This window comes from Nocardia sp. NPDC059195, from assembly GCF_042754695.1.
In the GTDB taxonomy this organism is placed as follows: domain Bacteria; phylum Actinomycetota; class Actinomycetes; order Mycobacteriales; family Mycobacteriaceae; genus Nocardia.
This window is the reverse complement of sequence record NZ_JBHZBG010000006.1, coordinates 182,979-201,300: the sequence shown is the minus strand read 5'-3', so window position 1 is coordinate 201,300 and position 18,322 is coordinate 182,979. Positions and strand designations below refer to the sequence as shown.

The following is an 18,322-nucleotide window of genomic DNA, read 5'->3' as shown; positions in this document are numbered from 1 at the left end:
GCGGAGGTGGGTGGCCGGTCGCGTTTCCACCACGGCGGTGAGCTGAGCGCCGCAAGGCACCTGTCCACTGCCGGCGGGCAACTCGCCGGGCTCGCGCGCGGTTGCGCCATCGGCGGCGAACTTGTCGGTCGGGCTCACAGGTCCGCCACGTATCTGTCGTCTTCGGGGTGTGCTTCGACCGCCGCGAGGTAGACATCGAGGCGACGCCGCAACTCGTGCACGGCCAATTCCTGTGCGGCCACCAACTCGTCGACCGTCACACCGGCGGGTGAGGGCACCGTCGGCCGGTACGCGCAGAGGTCGCCGCGGTTGGCCTCGATCAGCACACGCCGCGCGGCACGCTCCTGCTTGTCGATGGCCGCGGCGCGGTGGCGGTCGCGAGCGTCCTCGTCGAGTCGATGACGGGCGATCGCGGCGATCAGGGAGTGCCGACGCCGATCCGCCCCGTCGACCGCACCATCACGTTGTCGCCGAGCCAGCTCGGCATCGGCCGTCGCGGCGAGCTCCTCGGCCCGCGCACAGGCGTCCCGCACGCTGTCGCGATGCTCGGCCTCACCCTCGGCGAGCAACAACCGCGCCTGGGCTTCGAAAGCCTCGGCCGTCGCCCGCAATCCAGTCCTGGCATGCGCGCTCACCTGAAACACCATCGCCGCGGCGACAGCGAGCTGCCGCGCTGCGTCGTTCCTCGAAGGTGTCATCCCCGCGTTCCTCACTACCGGGCCGCATCAGCGGCCGTCGAGAACATAGATGCGCCGCGTCCCGGCAGCGGTTCGCCGCGAACCGTTCGTGCCCCGTACGGCATCAGTGTCGGTGAGGGGTTTCACCGACGTCGGCGCCACCACCGCATCGACGTCGGTGGAGTACTACTGCCCCCGGGAGCGACGGCCGCGCCGCCGCTCGCCGAGTGGAGCCGCAGGGGGGTTCCACCCGGTCTCGGCGGTGCGCCCTCCTGGGGGCGCATCGGAACCCGATTGTCGGACAAGCACTTCCGGCAATCGGGTTCGTGCACTGTGGCGGACCCGTGACGATCAGCTCAAACCGGCGACGATGGCGGCCCGCACGGGATCACCGGCGGGTAGGCCCTTGGCCACCCGGCGCCATGCGTTGCGCCCGGCCGTGAGTGAGCAGCGCACCGCGTCGGTGACCGCCGAGGTGTGCGTGCTGCCGAGTGCGGCACCCGGCAGCAGCGAGATCTCGAGATCCTCCGACATGGTGAGCGCCCTGGTGACGACCTGCCCGGTGAGCGTGCCGTCGGCATCGGTGTAGAGGACGACGAGCAGTTCGCTGCGCTCGGCACCCAGGCTCACCGCGACCCGCACGATGTCGCCCGCCGCGGCCCGAGCACCGAACGAGTGCACCGAGATTCGCGTCTGCTCCGCGCCCGCGGGCGAGCGGGTGAATTCGATACCCAGCTCCCGGTCGAGCTGTTTCTGCACCGCGCGGGTCGCCGTCGTCTCGCCGTCGGACGACGCGGCCAGCGGCTGCACGGTCCAGCCGGGCACCGCCATCACGGCGCGGCGCGCGCCGAGGTCGCCGACGGTGACCTCGCTCGACACCGCGCCGGCGCGTAACAGTCGCTCGGCGATCCGTGCCCCGGCGGCGGCGGACTCCGCGTCGACATTCGGGCTGTCGGATTCGGCGAAGGCGATCAGCACATCGATATCCACCGGCAAACTCAGCCGGTCCGCGTCATGTTCCGGCGCCATCACGCTGTCTCCTCGTTGTCCCGGTCGCGGGCGTCGAGCTGCGCGCGCACGGCTTCGCGTAGCAACTTCGCGCCCGCCGCGCGTAATCGCTTGACCTTCTCCTGGCTGAACCGCAGGTCGCGGGCCACCTCACCGGTGGTCTGCACATCGGAATAGCTGCCGTCGGTGGCGATCACGAAGGTCGCGCGGAGCACGGCCGCGGTCTCCGCGTGCGCGATCGAGGCCAGCGCGTCCCGCAGGATGGCGCGGTCGGCGAGCCGGTTCTCGGCATCTCCGCACCGATGATCCTCGAGAACCAGGACAGTCGACTCGTAGTCGACCCGCTGCCCAGGGTGGCGCTTCTCGGCTGTGCGACTGCGCCGGTCCTGGAGGACCTGCCACTGAAGCTTCTTGAGCACCAATGCTTTCCAGTGCCGGATCCGCTCGGTGGGCAGCGTCGCGGTGAGTTCGACCATCATGTCCTGGGCGACATCTTCGAAGTCGCTGCGCATATCCGGGTCGAGCCGATCCAGGACGTAGCGCGCCTTGGCTGCCGCATAGCTCGACATGGTGACCAGATCGGCGCCGAAGATGTGGTCGACGACCGCGGGACGTAGCCGTTCGGGGACTTCGCTCCACCCGGCGCCGAGCCATCGGTCCAAGGGCTCAGAACTCACCCGGTACCCCCACTCGGCCGGCAACGGGCACACCTCGGCCCGTCTTCCCGACCTCGTCGATGCGACCTGCGCCGCCGATCTGAGACAGCGGAGCGCGGTACGGGATCGAGCATGTCGCATCGCGAAGCCTCCTGTCGGGTCGATCGGCTCCTACACAGATGCGGTTGCCGCCCTGAGCGGTTCGCCGGTCGCCTCCCCGGCATACACGCGCGATCAGGTCGGACATGCCGGGGAGGCGACCATGAACGAGAACGCGATCTGGCAGTACCAGGCCTTCTCGATCTTCCACTTCCCGTCCTCGGCCACGAAGTTCACGATGATCGGCTGCGGCGGGCTGTTGTTGATCGAAGCGGTGCCGTCGGCGAGCATGCCGGGTGGTGCGGTTCGGGTACCCGTGATGGTGATCGTGATGGTGGCGCCGCCCTGGCGGGGGGCGTCGGCGACGCGGTTCGGCAGTTCGGGGTCGCTCCCGATGCCCTGGATGAGCTCGATCTTCTCGGCGTTGGGCACTGTCGTGTCGAGCAGTCGCCGCATCAGCTGCCCGACCTCGTCGGCACTCGGCAGCAGCAGCGGCGCGGAAATCTCCTGCGCTACCACTGTGGTCGGTTCGGTGGTGGTGTCCTCGGCGGCGGCACAGCTCGTCGACACCGCCATCACGGCGAGCAGGGCTGCGGCGGCCAGGGTGCGTCCGGCGATGTGTCGTCTCGGCAACGTGGTCCCCTGGGTGGATCGATGGTGTGCTGGAATTCCATCGTATCGGGGCGTTCTCGGGAGGGTCGCCGGTGATGCCTGGCGGAAGACGGGGGAGAGATGGCGGTCGAATCGACCGATCAGTCGGCTGACGCGTTGTTGACCGACGACGCGGTGCTGATCGAGCTGACGGGTGCACCGCAACGGTGGCTGACCCTGTGCCGCGACGCCGTTGCCGTCGGGCCGGATGCCGCGCGCCGACTGCTGGAACACCGCCGTGAGACGGGTGTGCTCGCCCGGCAGTCGCTGGCCAGGTGGAAGAACCTCGCCGCGGACGACGATCTGCTCGAGGAAGAGGCCGAGGATCCCGACGCGCAAGACCGCCGGATCACCGCGGATCTGTCCGCGGCACGCGCCATGGCGGTGCTGGCGCAGGCACTGACCGGTTCGATCGACACCGGCGACGCGTGCGAGGCCTTCCTCGATCACGCCGAACGCGCCGGGCTGACCTCGGTCGGCACCCAGTTGCTGCCCGCGGGCATTCCGATCACCACCGCGAATGCCCCGCTCGGCGAGATCGTGCGCCATCTGCTCGGTCAGGGCGGTCGTGCGGCGCGCGGGTACGCCATCATGGCCGCCCTGGAATTGGCCGGGCACACCCTCCCGATCGTGCGCGGCAGCCGGATCAGCGTGCTGTTCCTGAACTTCGGTGGTGGTGGCGAGGTGGGCGTGCTGCGCCTCGACCAGGTTCGTGGCGGACCGAGCGGCCTGCACCCCGACCCGGCGCGAATGGGCTTCCTGCAGGCCGACCGCGAATTCACCGACAGCCTCGAAAGAGCATGGAGCATCAGCAGACTGGCAGGCACCGACGCGTGTGTGCGATGGTCGGTCTCGACGCACGGCAGCGCACCGGCCAACGACATCAACGGCGCGTCGATGGGCGCGGCGTTCGCGGTCGCTCTCGACGACCTCGCGCCGCGCCACGCGCTGCTGCGACGGCTGCGGCCCCGCCGACTCGACCCCGAGTGCGCGGTCACCGCCGGGCTGTCGGGCGCGAACCTGACGGCCGTCGGCGGCTATGCGGGCAAACTCACTGCCGCGCAACGCTCGTCGCTGCGGGTCGTGGTCGCGTCGGAGGCCTACCGCGCAGCCGCCGACGAGGCACCACAGAACTACGCCGACCGGATCTCGTCCGCCCGCACCGTGTCCGAGGCGATCGCGAGGACCCGCACCCGGGCGAACCTCGCGCTGTGGATGGTTTCCCTCGCGGCCGGGCTCGCCGTGCTGCTGGCGGTGGTGTCGGTGACCAACCTCGTGCAGATGCGAATCGAGAACACGGCCGCGCGAGCGGAATCGAATTCGCGCCTGTTCGCCGGCGTCGCCCGCGGCGGTGGCAATCTCAATCCCGCACTGTCCCAGCAGATCGCGCTCGCCGCCTATCGCACCGCCCCGACCGAGGAAGCGCGCTCGGCACTGTTGGAGAACACCGCGACGAACGCGCCTATCCGGATCAGCCCGGGTGTCGTGCTCGGCCGCGGCGTCGTCTTCGATCCCGACGCACCGCGTGTCGCGACCACCGCGCGGGGCGATGTGATCGCGATCGGCGAAGGCGACGGCTCCGTGGAATTGGTGCGGGTGACCGAGGCCGGCGTCGACCGGTGGCCACGGTTCGACACCGGCAGCGGACACATCCGCGGCATCGCGATCAGCCCGGATCACCGGTGGCTGGTGGTCGCGGGTGACCTGCGATCGGCGTTGTGGAACATCGCCGACCCCGGCGCACCGCGCGTGGTGACCCAGCTACCCCTCGGCGGCCGGATGCCGTCGTCGGTCGCGCTGAGTCCCGACCTCGAGTTCGTCGCCATCGGCACGCACAGTGCGACGATTTCGAGCTGGCGGCTCGGCGCCGATCCCGCGCACCCGGTCGCCTTGCCGACGCTGTCGTTCTCCGGCCAGCGGGTGGAGGTCGCCCTGAGCGATCGCACCCTGGTCGCCGCGGCGCCGTCGTTGTTCGGCGGAATCTGGACGACCACGCTGCGCGCCTGGAACACCGCGATCCTCGACCGCGATCAGACACCGGTGTTCGACCGTCGCATCGAACGACCCGCCGGTGCGGAGGCGAGATCGGTCGAGTTCACCGCCGACGGCACCGTGCTGGCCGTCGGACTCAATCCGGGCGAGGTCGCGCGCTGGCGGGTAGGCGCGAGCACCTTCGAGCCGATGCCCGCGGTGACGAGGGGCGCCAACGAATACCTCGATGTGTCGCTGACCGAGGACGGTCGATCCGCCGTGATCGTCGGCGGCGACACCCGGGCCCGCATCCGCGACCTCGACACCGGGGTGGAGCTGGTCACGCTCCCGATCGAGATGGTCGCGCGTGCGCGCTTTCTGCGTGGTGGGAAATCTTTGGTGACAACGAGTTTCGACCACGCGGTGCATGTTTTCGAGCTGCCGGGTCCGGTCGTGTCGACCAGCTCGCTGACGCTGTTCCGGTTTCCGCTCGACCAGCCGGTCCTGCCGCATGAGCTGTTCCCACACCTGCGAATGCTGGCCAGAACGACCTTCGCCGCCGATCGAACATTGCTCGACGGCGACCCCGCCGGCCTGATCGACGTCGTCGCGATCGCCCCGGACACGACCAGAGCGGTGACCAGAACCGAATCCACGATCCAGGTCTGGGACATCACCGACCCGGTGAATCCGCGTCGCGTCGGCGCGCCACTCAGCGCGGCCGGTGTCGACATCCGCGCCATCACGTTCAGCCCCGACGGCACCTTGGCCATCGGCCGCAGCATGACCCAGACCGTCGAAATGTTCGACGTCTCCGGCGAACCCCGGGCGCTGTCGAGTATCCGATTCGGCCGCGGCTACCCGACCTCGCTCGCCTTCAGCCCGGACGGCAGCATGCTCGCCGTCGGCAGCCACCGCACCGGCAATGTCAGCGTCTTCGCGACCGCGTCCGCCGCGTCGCCGATCGCTGAACTGTCCGATCTGCGAACCCCGGGACAGGCCATGTCGCTGGCCGTGAGCTCGCGCAACACCCTCGCGGTCGGCACCCTCGCAGGTGCCTTCGTCTACGAGATCGGCAAGCCGGGTACGCCGCTACGCGCCCTGCCCGTCCCGGTGGGCGCCAACGGCTCCGCGGGTTCGGTCGCCTTCGACCCGGACGGAACCCGGCTCGCCGTCGACGACATCGTCAGCGGCACCATTCTGCTCTGGGACTACACCGATCCGGCGAACCCCACCGCGTACGCCACCATCGCTCGGGGCCAGCGCCATCGTCAACCCACCATGTTGGCCTTCGCCGCGGACGGTGCCATCCTCACCGAATCCGCCGTCGACGGCACCCTGCGCCAGTGGCGCACCGACGCTGCCGTCCGAGCTGACCGGATCTGTGCCAGTGGCACTACCCCGATCACCCGCGAGGAATGGGCAGTCGCCCTGCCCGGTCACGCGTATGTGAACACCTGCCCGGCCCGCTGATCAGTGACTGACCGGCGGATTTCGCATTTATATGTGTCGGTGTGTAGCGGTGCCCCTATTTCTCGGGGCAATGGAAACCCGGCCTTATCGGATGTCGCAATATGAATCTTATGGAGTTCTCAGAATTATTTGAGGAAGATCGGGTATCGCGCGAAAATGCCAGGTAGGTATAGCGTTGTGGCTGAACTGTTACCAGCGTCACTAAATCGGGAAAACCGTAACTCGTGGGGTTTGGGCGTCGATACGCCATTCGTAAGCCAGCTTCGGCTGGGCCTATGCGAGAAACAGAGGAATTACCATGATCCCCGTTATCATCGACACCGGTAGCGCTGCCCTCGGCGGCCTCTTCAACACCCTCGGCGCCGCACTGGGCGGGCTGGTCGACACCCTGTGGACCGGTTCCTTCGGCGGCTGACACAGCCTCATAGGTCGATCAAACGACCTGGTCCTCGCTAGCGCGTGACCGACGAGAAGGCCCCGCACCTGACGGTGTGGGGCCTTCCCTCGTCAGTGAGTGTGCGGGGCCTTCTCGGAGACGTGCTTCGGGCCGTGCGAGTCGGCGCACGGGTGGGAGTCGCGGTTGCCGATGTCGAGGAGCTTCGGACTGGCGTGGTCGACCTGCAGGGTGACGTGCTCGATGTGGTGGTCGTGGTCGAGCATGTGCGCGATGTCCTCGCGGACCGCATGGCAATCGTGGGCGGGCTGCACGAGAACGTGGGCCGACAGCGCGGGGGAGCCGGAGGTGATTTCCCAGATGTGCAGGTCGTGCACCTCGGTGACGCCGTCGCGCGCGGCCATATCGCGGCCGATCTGCGCGGGGTCGAGGTGTTCGGGCGCGGCCTCGAGGAAGATCCGGCTCGACGCCTTGATCAGCCCGATTCCGGCCTTGATCATCAGCGCCACCACGATCAGCGTGGCGACCACGTCGGCCTGTACCCAGCCGGTGAGGATGATGACCAGGCCGGCGACGGCGGTGGCGATGAACGCGAACAGGTCATTGAGGATGTGCTGGTAGGCGCCCTCGATATTGAGGCTGGTGCGATCGGCGCGGCTGATCATCCAGGTGGCCAGCACGTTCACGACGATGCCGACCAGCGCGGTGATCAGCACCAGCCAACCGTGTACCTCCGGCGGCTCGAACAGCCTGCGAATCGCCTCGTAGCCGAGCCAGAGCGCCAGCAGTAGCAAGGTGAGCCCGTTGGCCTGGGCCGACAGGATCTCGGCTCGCTTCCAGCCGAACGTCATCCGCCCGGTCGCCGGTCGCGCCGCGAGCCGGATCGCCCACAGTGCCAGCGCGATCGAGGCGGCGTCGGTGGTCATGTGCGCCGCGTCGGAGAGCAGAGCGAGCGAATCGGCGATGATGCCGACGATCACTTCGCCGATCAGGAAGGTGACGATCACCGCCAGCGCGCCGGCCAGCCAGCGCCGATCGCTGTCGGCCGATACCCCGTGGTCGTGCCCGTGCCCTGCGCCCATCGTGTTCCCCTCTTCTGCGGTTCGATCGGTCGCAATCATATGCACACATCGCTATGTATGCAATTCGTTCTTGGTCGAGCATGATCTTTGCTGGTCATCGGATGTCGCCGCGCCGGAAGCCACCCTATGCCTGAGCGTACGGTCGCGGTGCTGCGCACCGAATCACTCCCGAGAGTGAGGTGCGGTGGACAATTTCCGGACACACTGGGACGTCGTGGGACTACTCCGGGAACATCCGTCGCCGCTGGATGCGCTGATCGCCGCCGTCGTGACGGCCGCGACCGTCGTGCCCGCGGTCGTTGTCGGTGCGTCGTGGTGGGTTGTCGCGCTGTCGGTCCTCGCCTCGGTGCCGGTGTTGTGGCGGCGCCGGGCTCCGGTGGGAGCGCTGTGCGTGGTCGGCCCGGCGATCACCACGCTCGGCTGCGTGCACGCGTTGCCGGTGCTGCCGTTCGGCACGGTTGTCTGCGTGTACACGATCGCGGCGTACTGCTCCGCGCGGCAGCGGCGGATGACGTTTGTCCTGGTCGCGGTGGGAATCCTGGTGTCGCTGCTGGTACCACGCGAGACCGCTGACTCCTACGCCTATGCCACGATGTCGTTCATGACGGCATGGGCACTCGGGTCGGGGGTCCGCGCCAAGCAGGCGCAGATCGACGCACTCGCCGAACGGACCCGACGCCTCGACGACGAACGCGACGCCGCCGTGGTCCGCGAGCGGCTGCGGATCGCCCGCGATATGCACGATGGGCTCGCGCACACGGTGGGTGCGATGATCGTGCGTGCCGAGACCGGTCCGCTGCTCGATCAGGCCGATGCCCACGCGGCCTTCGCTGCCATCGCCGACGGTGGGCGTGACGCCTTGCGGGAACTGCGCCACAGTATCGGTGCGCTCCGCGAGGACGATCCACCGCACCAGCCAGGAGTGGCCGCCATCGCTGATCTCGTCGCGCTCGCCGAACATCGTGGTCTGGCCGCGCATTTCACCGAACACGGAGCCCGCGCGCCGATCTCACCGCAAGCCGATGCCGCCGCGTATCGGATCGTGCAGGAGGCGCTGACCAACACCGGCAAGCACGCGAAGGCGACGCGGGTCGAGGTGGCGCTGAGCTGGTCATCGGGTCGGCTCGGGGTGCGAATCGCCGACGACGGCGCCGCGGTGGACGGCGGTCGGCCGGCTGACACCGGCGTGACGGGCTTCGGTTTGGTCGGGATGCGGGAACGGGTGCACGCGTGCGGTGGCTTGCTGCGGGTGGAGCCGACGCGCTCGGGGTTCGTGGTATCCGCTGATCTGCCGCTGGTGCAAGGGAGTTGACGATGCGAGTGCTCGTCGTCGACGACCAGGAATTGTTCCGCACCGGGTTCCGCCTCATCCTGGAATCCGAACCGGATATCGAGGTGGTGGGGGAGGCTTGCGATGGCGTGGAAGCGGTGACGGCGGCCCGGCGGCTCACGCCCGATGTGGTGGTGATGGACGTGCGGATGCCGCGGCTGGACGGCGTAGCCGCCACTGCTCGGATCTGCGCGGAGACCACGGCAAAAGTGCTGGTACTCACCATGTTCGATATCGATGAGTACGTTTACGCCGCATTGCGGGCGGGTGCGAGCGGGTTCTTGCTCAAAGACGCGCGCAGGGCCGAACTGATCGGTGGGGTAAGAGTTGTCGCCGCCGGCGACGCGCTGCTGGCCCCCTCGGTGACGCGGCGGCTGATCGCCGAGGTCGCCGCACGGGCATGTCCGCATCCGGAAGCGGCGGCGCACTTGGCCATGCTGACCCCACGGGAACGCGACATTCTGCGAGAACTCGCCGCTGGCCGTTCCAACACCGAACTCGCGGCCCGGCTGGTCGTCACCGAACACACCGTGAAAACCCATGTCAGTTCGGTTCTTTCGAAGCTGGGACTGCGCGATCGGGCTCAAGCGGTGGTATTCGCGTATGAATCCGGGATGGTGGCGCGAGGCGACAACCAACTGCCGGGCGGTGCGAGGTGATCTCACTCGCGTGAGGGAGGCGAGTCCGCTCGCATGGGCGATGTGCCAGAGCCTCCTCCACCGCGACGATCAACGGGTGACTCCTACTGAAGAGGCTGTGCGCGAGAGGTTCTCCGGGCGACCCGGTCGACGAACGCCCGGTCGGGCATCGACGATGTGGTTGGCCGCCACGGTGAGCTCGGCGGTGATGTGGAGTATCGGTACCGGTCTGCAACCGATCCCCGGAATCGCCCTGCTCGCCCCGCTCCCGGTGCTGTGGCTGGCCCCGCGGCACTCTGCTGCGGCGGTATACGCGGCGGCGGTGCTGTCCTGGCTCGGCGGCAACGCCAGATACTGGTCCTACTTCACCGAGACTCTGGAACAACCACCATCGACCGCCGTCGCCCTGCTGGTCGGCAGCGCACTCACCTTCGGGGCGTGCGTGGCGCTCTTCCGAAAACTGCTGATGCGGGCCAGGTTCGGGTGGGCCGCGCTCGCGCTCCCCGCCGCGTGGACCGCCGCTGAGTTCCTGTTCGGTCTGGTCGGCGGGATCGGCGCGTGGTGGAGCATCGGGTACTCCCAGGCCGGGGTGGATCCGATCGTGCGCATCGCTTCCGTGACCGGGGTGTGGGGCATCAGCTTTCTCGTGCTGGGGGTGCCCGCCGCAGTGGCCGTATCGATCGCGCCCGGCCTGCGAAGTAGCCGGATGCGGCACCGCGTCCCGGGCGACTCAGACCATTCCTGGTTCTCGAGGTGGGCGGTGGCGGGTATGGCGGCCCTTGCGTTGATCGTCGCGACCGGGGCCGGTCTGTGGTGCTCCGCCGCGGCAAGTGACGGTCCGGTGGTGCGGGTCGGATTGGTCGCTCTAGCGCAGCCACCGATGTACGTCCCCGTCGCTTCGCCAGACGGTGCGCGGATGATCGCCGAAGCGATCACCGCCGTCGACCAGCTCGCAGATCAGGGCGCGGAAGTTGTCGTGTTCTCCGAGAAGGCCTGGCATGCGAGCCGATCCGACCTCTTCCTGCTGCGCGACCCGCTCACCGCCGTCGCTCTTCGCCGCGGCGTTCAGGTGGTCGTAGGCTTGGAACTCGAGCAGCCCGGCGGCACCGTCAACGCCGCGATCGCCTATCCGGGCGAAACCGTTTATGCCAAGCGATATCTCGTCCCCGGACTCGAATCCGGACTACAGCGCGGCTCGGTCCCGGTCCAGATTCCCGGCCGCTCCTGGGCACTCGCGATCTGCGCCGACCTCGACCGCCCCACCCTCGTTCGCCAGAACCGCGCCAACGGCGCGACCCTCATCCTCGCGCCCGCACTGGATTTCAGCGTCGACCACTGGTTACACAGCCGGATGGCCGTCATTCGGGCCGCCGAATCGGGCATCGCCATCGCCCGCCCCGCCCAACTCGGCGAGTTGACCGCCATCGACGCACAGGGCACCGTTCGAGCTTCGGTCCGCACCGACATCACCGAAACCCACATGGCGCTCGCCGAAATCCGCACCGCCGGCGATCGCACTCCCTACGTCCGCTGGGGCGACTGGTTCGGCGCACTGTCGATCACACTCACTGTGGCCTGTGGACTCGCTGCTCTACCTCGCCCGGCCGCGCGACCGAGGAGACCTGGTGAATTACTCGATCAGTCCTGATCGGGCCAGGCATCGGCGACGACCAACCGGCCCGCCGCCAGCAGCAGCGCGTAGTGCTCGGCGATCACGCCGGACGGATAGGTCGGCCAGAACGACACCGCCCCGGTCGCCTTGTCGATCACGTACACCGAGCCGCCGATCGGTATCGGCCGATCCGGTGGCGCATGCAACGGCTGAACAGCGAAAACGGCGAAGCCGTCGGCGAATTCGATGATCTGCCGATCGTGCCCTGGTAGGTCAGCGGGTAGGTGTTCGGCCGCCACGCGAGTGGCCTCGGCCCGGTTGACCGGCGTCTGCGCGTCGGTCGGATATGCATGGATGTCCACGTTGTTCGCTCCTCGCGGCGATTGTCGTCGCCCCGACGCGATCGTGGGAGGACTTCGCGCAAATGCGCGAGTCCGGAAAATGAACGAGCCCGGCGTCCCTGCTCCCCCCTCCTGGAGCAGGCCCTGCCGGGCTCGCAAGAACTACTTTCCGGCACGGGCCCAGCAGGATCCTGAAGAGTTACTTAAGGCGCGTTGTCATCGGCGTGGTCCACCGCGATATCCCCATATGACGGACAACTCCTGCGGTGCGCACTGCGCGCGCCTGTGTACCAGGGACGGGCTGGCCGAGGTGCTGACCACCGATCGCGGCCTGCTGCACTGGCGGGCGATGCGCAGTCTCAGCGATGCGGGCCTGGCCGAGCACGCGGTGCAGGAGACCCTGCTGCGCGGCTGGCGTTCTTGTCAGGATTTCGACGGTCGCAAAGGCAGCGTGCGGACCTGGCTGCTGGCGATCGAGCGCAATGTCATCATCGACATCGTGCGGGCCCGAGCCGTTCGGCCCGGTGATGTGGGCTGGGACGACATCACCGAGGTATCCGTCTGTGGCAGACCTGATTTCGCCGACGGACTGGTCGACGGGCTGCTCGTCGACCAACTGCTGGCCAGACTCCCGGAACCGCAGCGCGCGGCGGTGACCGAGGTGATCCTGCACGACCGTGGGTACCGGGAAGTCGCCGCGGATTTCGGTGTACCGGTCGGCACCGTGAAGACCCGGGTGCACTATGCGCTGCGATCCCTGCGGCAATTGCCAGAAGTTGCCTGACATCGACTTCTGATCGCCTATCTGGGCATGTGACCAGCCTCTTTTTGTACTTCCTTCCAGTTGCATTTCGGTAACTGTGCTTGCTCTGTGGTTGCCAACGTTGCAAGAGTTAACCACTGGGTTTGGTGTTACCAGGTGTTACCAATGGGAAGGGAGGGGTGCTCCGTCCCGGAGCACCGACCGAACATGCAACCAAACATCATCAAGGCCGGAATCTGCTCTACCGTCTCCGCCGCGGTGGTGGTGTCGCTGGCGGGGTTGGTCCCCGTGACCGCCCACGCCGCCCCTGAACCAGCGACCAGCGAGCAGCTCGCCGGTAAAACGATCTTCCTCGACCCCGGTCACCAGGGGTCGGCACATTCGGAGGACCTGAGCCGCCAGGTCGACAACGGCCGCGGCGGCACCAAGGACTGCCAGACCACCGGCATGACCTCGCTGAACGGCATCCCCGAACACACCATCAACTGGGACGTCGCCCAGCTCGTGCGGGCGTCCCTGGAGGCACTGGGTGCCGACGTGGTGCTGAGCCGCGCCGACGACACCGGGTGGGGCGGCTGCGTCGACGATCGCGCCCGCGCCGCCAACCAGTCCGGCGCCGACGTGGCGGTGAGCATCCACGCCGACAGCGCGGGCCCCGACCAGCACGGATTCCACATGATCGTGCCGCAGCTCCCCATCCCCGACACGGTCGCCGACCAGGCGCAGTCCGGCGGTGGGCGACTCGTATCGAGCGCGGTCCGTGACGCCTACCTGGCGGCCGGCTTCTCGCCCGCCAACTATGCGGGCGTCCTCGCAGGTCTGCAGACCCGCGAGGACGTGGCAGGCCCGGCGCTGACGCAGGTGCCGCTGGTGTTCGTCGAGATGGGCAACGGCGCCAACGTCGCCGACGCCGCCCGGCTGGAATCGCGCGAAGGTCAGCTCGAGCACGCGGTCGCCATCGCGACCGGCGTGGTCGGGTTCCTGCTGAACAAGCCGATCCCCGCCTTCGCCGCCGCACCGGGTCGGGTGCCGGTCGCGACCACCGCTCAGGAGCCGAAGCGCGCACCCGCGGCCGACCCGGTCGAGACCCCCAGCACCGATCCGGTCGAACCCTCGCAGCCGTCGAAGAAGCCCGGAGGGGCCACCGCGTCGACTCCGGAATCCGACGGGACCGCACCGGCCAAGGCGCCGACCTCGACAACTGCCAAACCGGCAGCCCCCGCGCCGGTTCCCGCGCCCGACCAGGCACCGGCTGATCCGCTGCCGCTTCCCAGTGGCTCGAGCGATCTGACGGCACCCGGCGAGGATCCGGCACCGGGCGGTGCCAACGGTCCCTCGGCCGCGGCGATCCCCGCACGTGCCCCGATCGCGGATCCGGTTCCGGTAGCTCCCGTGCGCACCGCGGCCCCCGGCGCCCCGGCCCGTACGGCGTCACCGGAGGCTCCCGCCGCGCCCGCCCCGAAGAAGCGCGGCACCACACCCGAATCCGAGGCGACGCCCGACAAATCCGAGCTCGATCTGAGCACCCTCGGCGGCCCGATCACCACGGTCATGACGCTGCTCATGCCACTGGCTCAGGCGCTCGGTATGGACGAATCAACCATTCCCGGCCAGCTGATCAATCTCGCGTACACCCTGGTAGGTATGGTTTTCGGCCCGTCCTGACGGCTTCGCGCACCCACGCCGCCCACTCCTGATCCAGGGGTGGGCGGCGTGCTGTGCGGCCGCGGGGAGGTGGCACCATGGGTGCGGTGATTCCTGTCGTGATCGTTGCTGGGTTTCTCGGTTCGGGGAAGACGACCCTGCTCAACTACCTGTTGCGCAACAATCGGGGGACCCGGATCGGGGTGGTCGTCAACGATTTCGGGGCGGTCAACATCGACGCGATGCTGGTGGCGGGGCAGGTCGACGCGATGGTCTCGCTCGGCAACGGGTGCGTGTGCTGCGCGGTGGACGTGTCCGAACTCGACGATCTGTTCGGACAGCTGGCGCAACCGCGCAGTGCGGTGGACGTGATCGTGGTGGAAGCCAGCGGACTCGCTGAGCCGCGCAACCTGATCCGGATGGTGATCGCCAACCCGAACCCACGCATCGGTTACGGCGGTTTGGTCGAAGTGGTCGATGCCGAGCAGTTCACGTCCACCAGCACCCAACATCCTGAGCTGGTGACCCATCTGCGGATGGCGGATCTGGTGCTGGTGAACAAGGCGGATCGCGTCGAGGCCGCGGCGCTGGCCGGTTTACGCGCGCAGCTGGCCGACTGGGTCGGGCAGGTGCCGGTCTATGCGACAACGCACGGCCGGATCGATCCGGGCCTGCTGTTCGACGATCGGGTACCCGATCAGCCGACAGTGGCCGAGCAGCTGAGTTTCGACACACTGTTCGACGACCATGACCACACCGACCCCGACCACCGGCATCTCCACGATGACTACGTCTCGGTATCGTTCACGAGCGAGCGCGCCTTGAATCCCCGTGCGCTGGTGGGCTTTCTGGAAGACCCACCGTCAGGTCTGTTCCGCGCCAAGGGATGTGTGGCATTCGCGGTGGCGGGGGAGCGACGCAAGTTCGAAGTCCACCTGGTGGGCAGGCATGTGGTCTTCACCCCCGGCAGCTGGGCACGCGGCGAGCAGCGCGTCTCGAACCTGGTGCTGATCGGCGCCGGACTCGACGCGGACACGGCGCTGAAACGCTTGCGCGACACCATTTTCGATGGTGAGATGCCCTTGGACGAGCAAGAGATGCTCGGCGTATGGCGTTACGCCGTGCAGTGACCATCAGCCACAGGCGTTGACCCACTCCGACAGTCCGTCGGCGAACAACTGCCGCTTCCAGATCGGCACTTCGTGTTTGATCCGGTCGACCAGCTCGGCACACACCGTGAACGCCTCGGCCCGATGCGGCGCGGCCACCGCCACCACGATCGCCAACCCGCCGATCGTGAGCGACCCGATGCGATGCGTCGCCGCGACCGGAAGCCCGCTCGCCTGCGCGACTTCCGCGCAGATCGCGTGCAGGAAACGCTCGGCCTGGGGGTGCGCGGAGTACTCCAGCGATGCCACCGCTTGGCCGCCGTCGTGGTTGCGCACCTTGCCGGTGAACACCACGATCGCTCCGAATTCCGGCCCGTCGACGGCCTTTTCGACAGCCAGGGGATCGAGATCCCGATCGCTGATCGTGGCCAGCCGGACCGCACCGACGTCATTCATGGGCGCCGCCTCCGGCTACTTGCGCGAGCAGATGATCCAACAAGGGTTCCAGCACGGCGATGCCGTCCTTCACCCCACCCGGCGAACCGGGCAGATTGACGACAACGGAGCGACCGGCCAGCCCGGCAACACCACGACTCAGCGCCGCCAGGGGGAACTTCGCGGTCCCACGCTGCCGGATGGCATCGGCGACGCCGGGCAGCTCCTTGGTGAGCACGGCACGGGTGGCCTCGGGCGTCGAGTCGGTCGGGGAGGCACCGGTGCCACCGGTGGTGATGACGAGCGCGGGAACTCCACTCAGCGCATCGCTCAGTCCAGCGGCGATCTCGGCATCGGCGTAGACCAGCGGCCCGCGCACCGAAAACCCTTGTGCGGTCAGCCAATCGACGATGGCGGGCCCGGTGGTGTCGGTGCGGGTTCCCGCTGCGGTGCCGGTAGACGCGACGACCACGACGGCGGTCCGCGAAAAGCTCTTGGTATCAGCTGATTCCGCCTCAGCGCTCTCTGCCGCATCGCCGCGAGCTTCGGTGGTCGGCGGCGGCGCGGACTCGACACCGGCACCAGTGTTCACCTGCGCCAGCCGGTCGAGCGCCGGTGCGCCGGTGTCGGACCGACCCTCCGGCCGCACCCAATGCCCGTGCTTTCCACCCTCTTTGGTGACCAGCCGGACCCCGTTCATCACCGCGGCGGGATCCACCGCTTTCACCATGTCGTGCAAGGTGAGCCCCGCGACGGCGACAGCCGTGAGCGCTTCCATCTCGACCCCGGTCGGGCCCTTAGTCTTGGCCGTCGCCTCGACGGTGATGGTGGTCTCGGTGAACCCGAACTCCACCTTCACCGATGACAACGCCAGCTGATGACACAGCGGAATCAGCTCGGAAGTCCTTTTCGCACCAGCGATTCCGGCCAACCGGGCCGTCGACAGCACATCCGCTTTGGGCATGCCCTCGGCCCGAACCAACGCGATCACCTCGGGGGTGGTCTGCAATTCGCCTGCGGCGACGGCGATCCGGGTGGTGTCGGCTTTCGCGCTGACATCGACCATGCGCGCCCGACCCTCGCGGTCGACGTGGGACAACTCGCTCATAACGCTAAGATTCGCACAGGGACACCGGCGGTCAGCGAGGTGACCTCGGCGGGAACGTCGACGAGCACATCGGCCCAGGCCATCCCCGCGATGAGATGCGAGCCGGGGCCCGAGATCACTTCGACCCCGTCCTCGGTCAACAGGCCGCGCAGGTATTGGCGACGTCCGGCAGGGGAGCGCAGCGGCGTCAGCAGGGTCGTTTCGCTGGTCGCGACCTCTGGCAGTCCGGCCAGCGCGCGCACGGCGGGGCGCGCGAACACCGCGTACGACACCATCGTGCTCACCGGATTGCCAGGGAAACTGAGCACGGGCACCTCGTCGACCACCGTGTAGCCCTGCGGTCCGCCGGGTTGCACCGCGACCGAGCCGAAAGTCCCGCCGAGCGGACCCAGCACGTCCTTGACGACCTCGAAGTCACCCTTGGACACACCACCGGAAGTGAAGACCAGGTCGGCGACATCGGTTGCCGCGTTCAGCACCGAGGTGAACGCCGCGGGGTCGTCGGTGCTGTGCGCGATCTCGACCACGTCGACACCGTCGGCCCGCAATGCCGCGGCCAGCGCGATGCCGTTCGAGTTGTAGATCTGCCCGGGAGCGAGCGTGCTCCCGGCGGGCTGCAGCTCGTCACCGGTCGTGATGCAGACCGCGCGTAATCGAGTGAGCACCGGCACGGTCGGGAGGCCGACGGCGGCCAACGCCGCGATATGCCGGGGGGCGAGCACCGTGCCCGCCCGTGCGACGAGCTCGCCGGTGCGCACATCGGTACCGGCTTCGCGCACGAATTCGCCACACCCACGGCCACGTTCGACGACGATCCGGTGGTCACCGGCCTGCACGTCCTCGACCGGAACCACACAATCGGCACCGGCCGGGATCGGCGCACCGGTCATCACCTTCATCGCCGAGCCCGCAGGCAGCGCGTCGGTGCCCGGCTTGCCCGCCGCCACCACGCCGACCACCGGCAGCGTGACCGGCGTGACGGCCACATCGGCCGCGCGCACCGCGTATCCATCCATCGCCGAGTTACGGAACACCGGCAGGTCGATCGGCGACACCACATCGGCCGACAGGGTGCGGCCGAGCGCATCGGGCACCGCCACCCGTTCATCGGGGCGGTCGGCGAGGTGGGCCAGCAGCGCGGCGACGGTGTCGCGGTACTCGTCGACGCTGCGTGCCGACGCGGTAGCGGGCCGGGGAGTCATGCTGCCAGCTTAATCGCCGCTGTCGGGGCCGGTCAGGGTCGCGTTGCTCACGGTGGCGGGGCGTCGGCGGTGAGCTGACGAGTTCGCGAAGAATCGGCCCGGCGCACGGAGTGTGACGGGCCTTACGAG

The 18,322-nt window shown here is 68.4% G+C and carries 16 protein-coding genes; 7 read left to right on the top strand and 9 right to left on the bottom strand.

Features of this window, described 5'->3' with window-relative positions; genetic code table 11:
• Positions 1-134: 134 nt before the first annotated feature.
• The 4 genes from ACFXKN_RS11240 to ACFXKN_RS11225 form a co-directional block, all read right to left on the bottom strand.
• A complete protein-coding gene (locus tag ACFXKN_RS11240; protein WP_378953217.1) occupies positions 135-698 on the bottom strand; it encodes a hypothetical protein in 564 nt (187 codons plus the stop codon).
• A gap of 330 nt (positions 699-1,028) precedes the next feature.
• Positions 1,029-1,706 carry a hypothetical protein gene (locus ACFXKN_RS11235; protein ID WP_378953219.1) on the bottom strand — a complete coding sequence of 226 codons (678 nt, stop codon included), beginning with the start codon at positions 1,704-1,706 and terminating at the stop codon, positions 1,029-1,031.
• Positions 1,706-2,362, bottom strand: a complete 657-nt coding sequence (locus tag ACFXKN_RS11230; protein WP_378953221.1) for a hypothetical protein — start codon at positions 2,360-2,362, stop codon at positions 1,706-1,708. Before ACFXKN_RS11230 ends, ACFXKN_RS11235 begins: the two co-directional genes overlap by 1 nt.
• A gap of 213 nt (positions 2,363-2,575) precedes the next feature.
• Entirely contained in the window at positions 2,576-3,073 is a 498-nt protein-coding gene (locus tag ACFXKN_RS11225; RefSeq protein ID WP_378953223.1) for a hypothetical protein, read from the bottom strand.
• A gap of 99 nt (positions 3,074-3,172) precedes the next feature.
• On the opposite strand from ACFXKN_RS11225, the gene ACFXKN_RS11220 reads away from it, so the two are divergent.
• Positions 3,173-6,535, top strand: a complete 3,363-nt coding sequence (locus ACFXKN_RS11220) for a WD40 repeat domain-containing protein (protein WP_378953225.1) — start codon at positions 3,173-3,175, stop codon at positions 6,533-6,535.
• 507 nt (positions 6,536-7,042) lie between these two features.
• Here the strand turns inward: ACFXKN_RS11220 and ACFXKN_RS11215 are convergent.
• Positions 7,043-8,011, bottom strand: a complete 969-nt coding sequence (locus ACFXKN_RS11215) for a cation diffusion facilitator family transporter (protein ID WP_378953227.1) — start codon at positions 8,009-8,011, stop codon at positions 7,043-7,045.
• Positions 8,012-8,225: 214 nt separating this feature from the next.
• Between ACFXKN_RS11215 and ACFXKN_RS11210 the strand changes: the two genes are divergently transcribed.
• The 3 genes from ACFXKN_RS11210 to ACFXKN_RS11200 all read left to right on the top strand — a co-directional run bounded on the left by ACFXKN_RS11210 (position 8,226) and on the right by ACFXKN_RS11200 (position 11,627).
• Entirely contained in the window at positions 8,226-9,323 is a 1,098-nt protein-coding gene (locus tag ACFXKN_RS11210; protein ID WP_378953230.1) for a sensor histidine kinase, read from the top strand.
• Complete coding sequence (locus tag ACFXKN_RS11205) at positions 9,320-10,000, top strand: response regulator (RefSeq protein ID WP_378953232.1); 681 nt, start codon at positions 9,320-9,322, stop codon at positions 9,998-10,000. Before ACFXKN_RS11210 ends, ACFXKN_RS11205 begins: the two co-directional genes overlap by 4 nt.
• Positions 10,001-10,076: 76 nt before the next feature.
• Positions 10,077-11,627 (top strand): nitrilase-related carbon-nitrogen hydrolase, encoded by a 1,551-nt coding sequence (locus ACFXKN_RS11200; protein ID WP_378953234.1) that lies wholly within the window; start codon positions 10,077-10,079, stop codon positions 11,625-11,627.
• On the opposite strand, the gene ACFXKN_RS11195 is transcribed toward ACFXKN_RS11200, so the two are convergent.
• Entirely contained in the window at positions 11,618-11,953 is a 336-nt protein-coding gene (locus tag ACFXKN_RS11195) for a hypothetical protein (protein WP_378953236.1), read from the bottom strand. The genes ACFXKN_RS11200 and ACFXKN_RS11195 overlap by 10 nt on opposite strands.
• Before the next feature lie 226 nt (positions 11,954-12,179).
• Here ACFXKN_RS11195 and ACFXKN_RS11190 point away from each other — a divergent pair, with 226 nt between their 5' ends.
• From ACFXKN_RS11190 to ACFXKN_RS11180, 3 genes are all read left to right on the top strand, one after another.
• Positions 12,180-12,716: a sigma-70 family RNA polymerase sigma factor gene (locus tag ACFXKN_RS11190; RefSeq protein WP_378953238.1), complete on the top strand. Its 537-nt coding sequence runs from the start codon at positions 12,180-12,182 to the stop codon at positions 12,714-12,716.
• 186 nt (positions 12,717-12,902) lie between these two features.
• Complete coding sequence (locus ACFXKN_RS11185; RefSeq protein ID WP_378953240.1) at positions 12,903-14,360, top strand: N-acetylmuramoyl-L-alanine amidase; 1,458 nt, start codon at positions 12,903-12,905, stop codon at positions 14,358-14,360.
• A 77-nt stretch (positions 14,361-14,437) separates the two neighbouring features.
• Positions 14,438-15,469 carry a CobW family GTP-binding protein gene (locus tag ACFXKN_RS11180; protein ID WP_378953242.1) on the top strand — a complete coding sequence of 344 codons (1,032 nt, stop codon included), beginning with the start codon at positions 14,438-14,440 and terminating at the stop codon, positions 15,467-15,469.
• A gap of 3 nt (positions 15,470-15,472) precedes the next feature.
• Here the strand turns inward: ACFXKN_RS11180 and ACFXKN_RS11175 are convergent, their stop codons facing one another.
• Genes ACFXKN_RS11175 through glp form a run of 3 tightly spaced genes read right to left on the bottom strand, consistent with a single transcriptional unit; the run spans position 15,473 to position 18,193 of the window.
• Entirely contained in the window at positions 15,473-15,904 is a 432-nt protein-coding gene (locus tag ACFXKN_RS11175; RefSeq protein ID WP_378953244.1) for a molybdenum cofactor biosynthesis protein MoaE, read from the bottom strand.
• Entirely contained in the window at positions 15,897-16,991 is a 1,095-nt protein-coding gene (gene moaCB / locus ACFXKN_RS11170; protein WP_378953246.1) for a bifunctional molybdenum cofactor biosynthesis protein MoaC/MoaB, read from the bottom strand. The genes ACFXKN_RS11175 and moaCB overlap by 8 nt, the downstream gene beginning before the upstream one ends.
• Positions 16,988-18,193 carry a gephyrin-like molybdotransferase Glp gene (gene glp, locus ACFXKN_RS11165; RefSeq protein WP_378953248.1) on the bottom strand — a complete coding sequence of 402 codons (1,206 nt, stop codon included), beginning with the start codon at positions 18,191-18,193 and terminating at the stop codon, positions 16,988-16,990. The genes moaCB and glp overlap by 4 nt, the downstream gene beginning before the upstream one ends.
• Positions 18,194-18,322 lie beyond the last annotated feature (129 nt).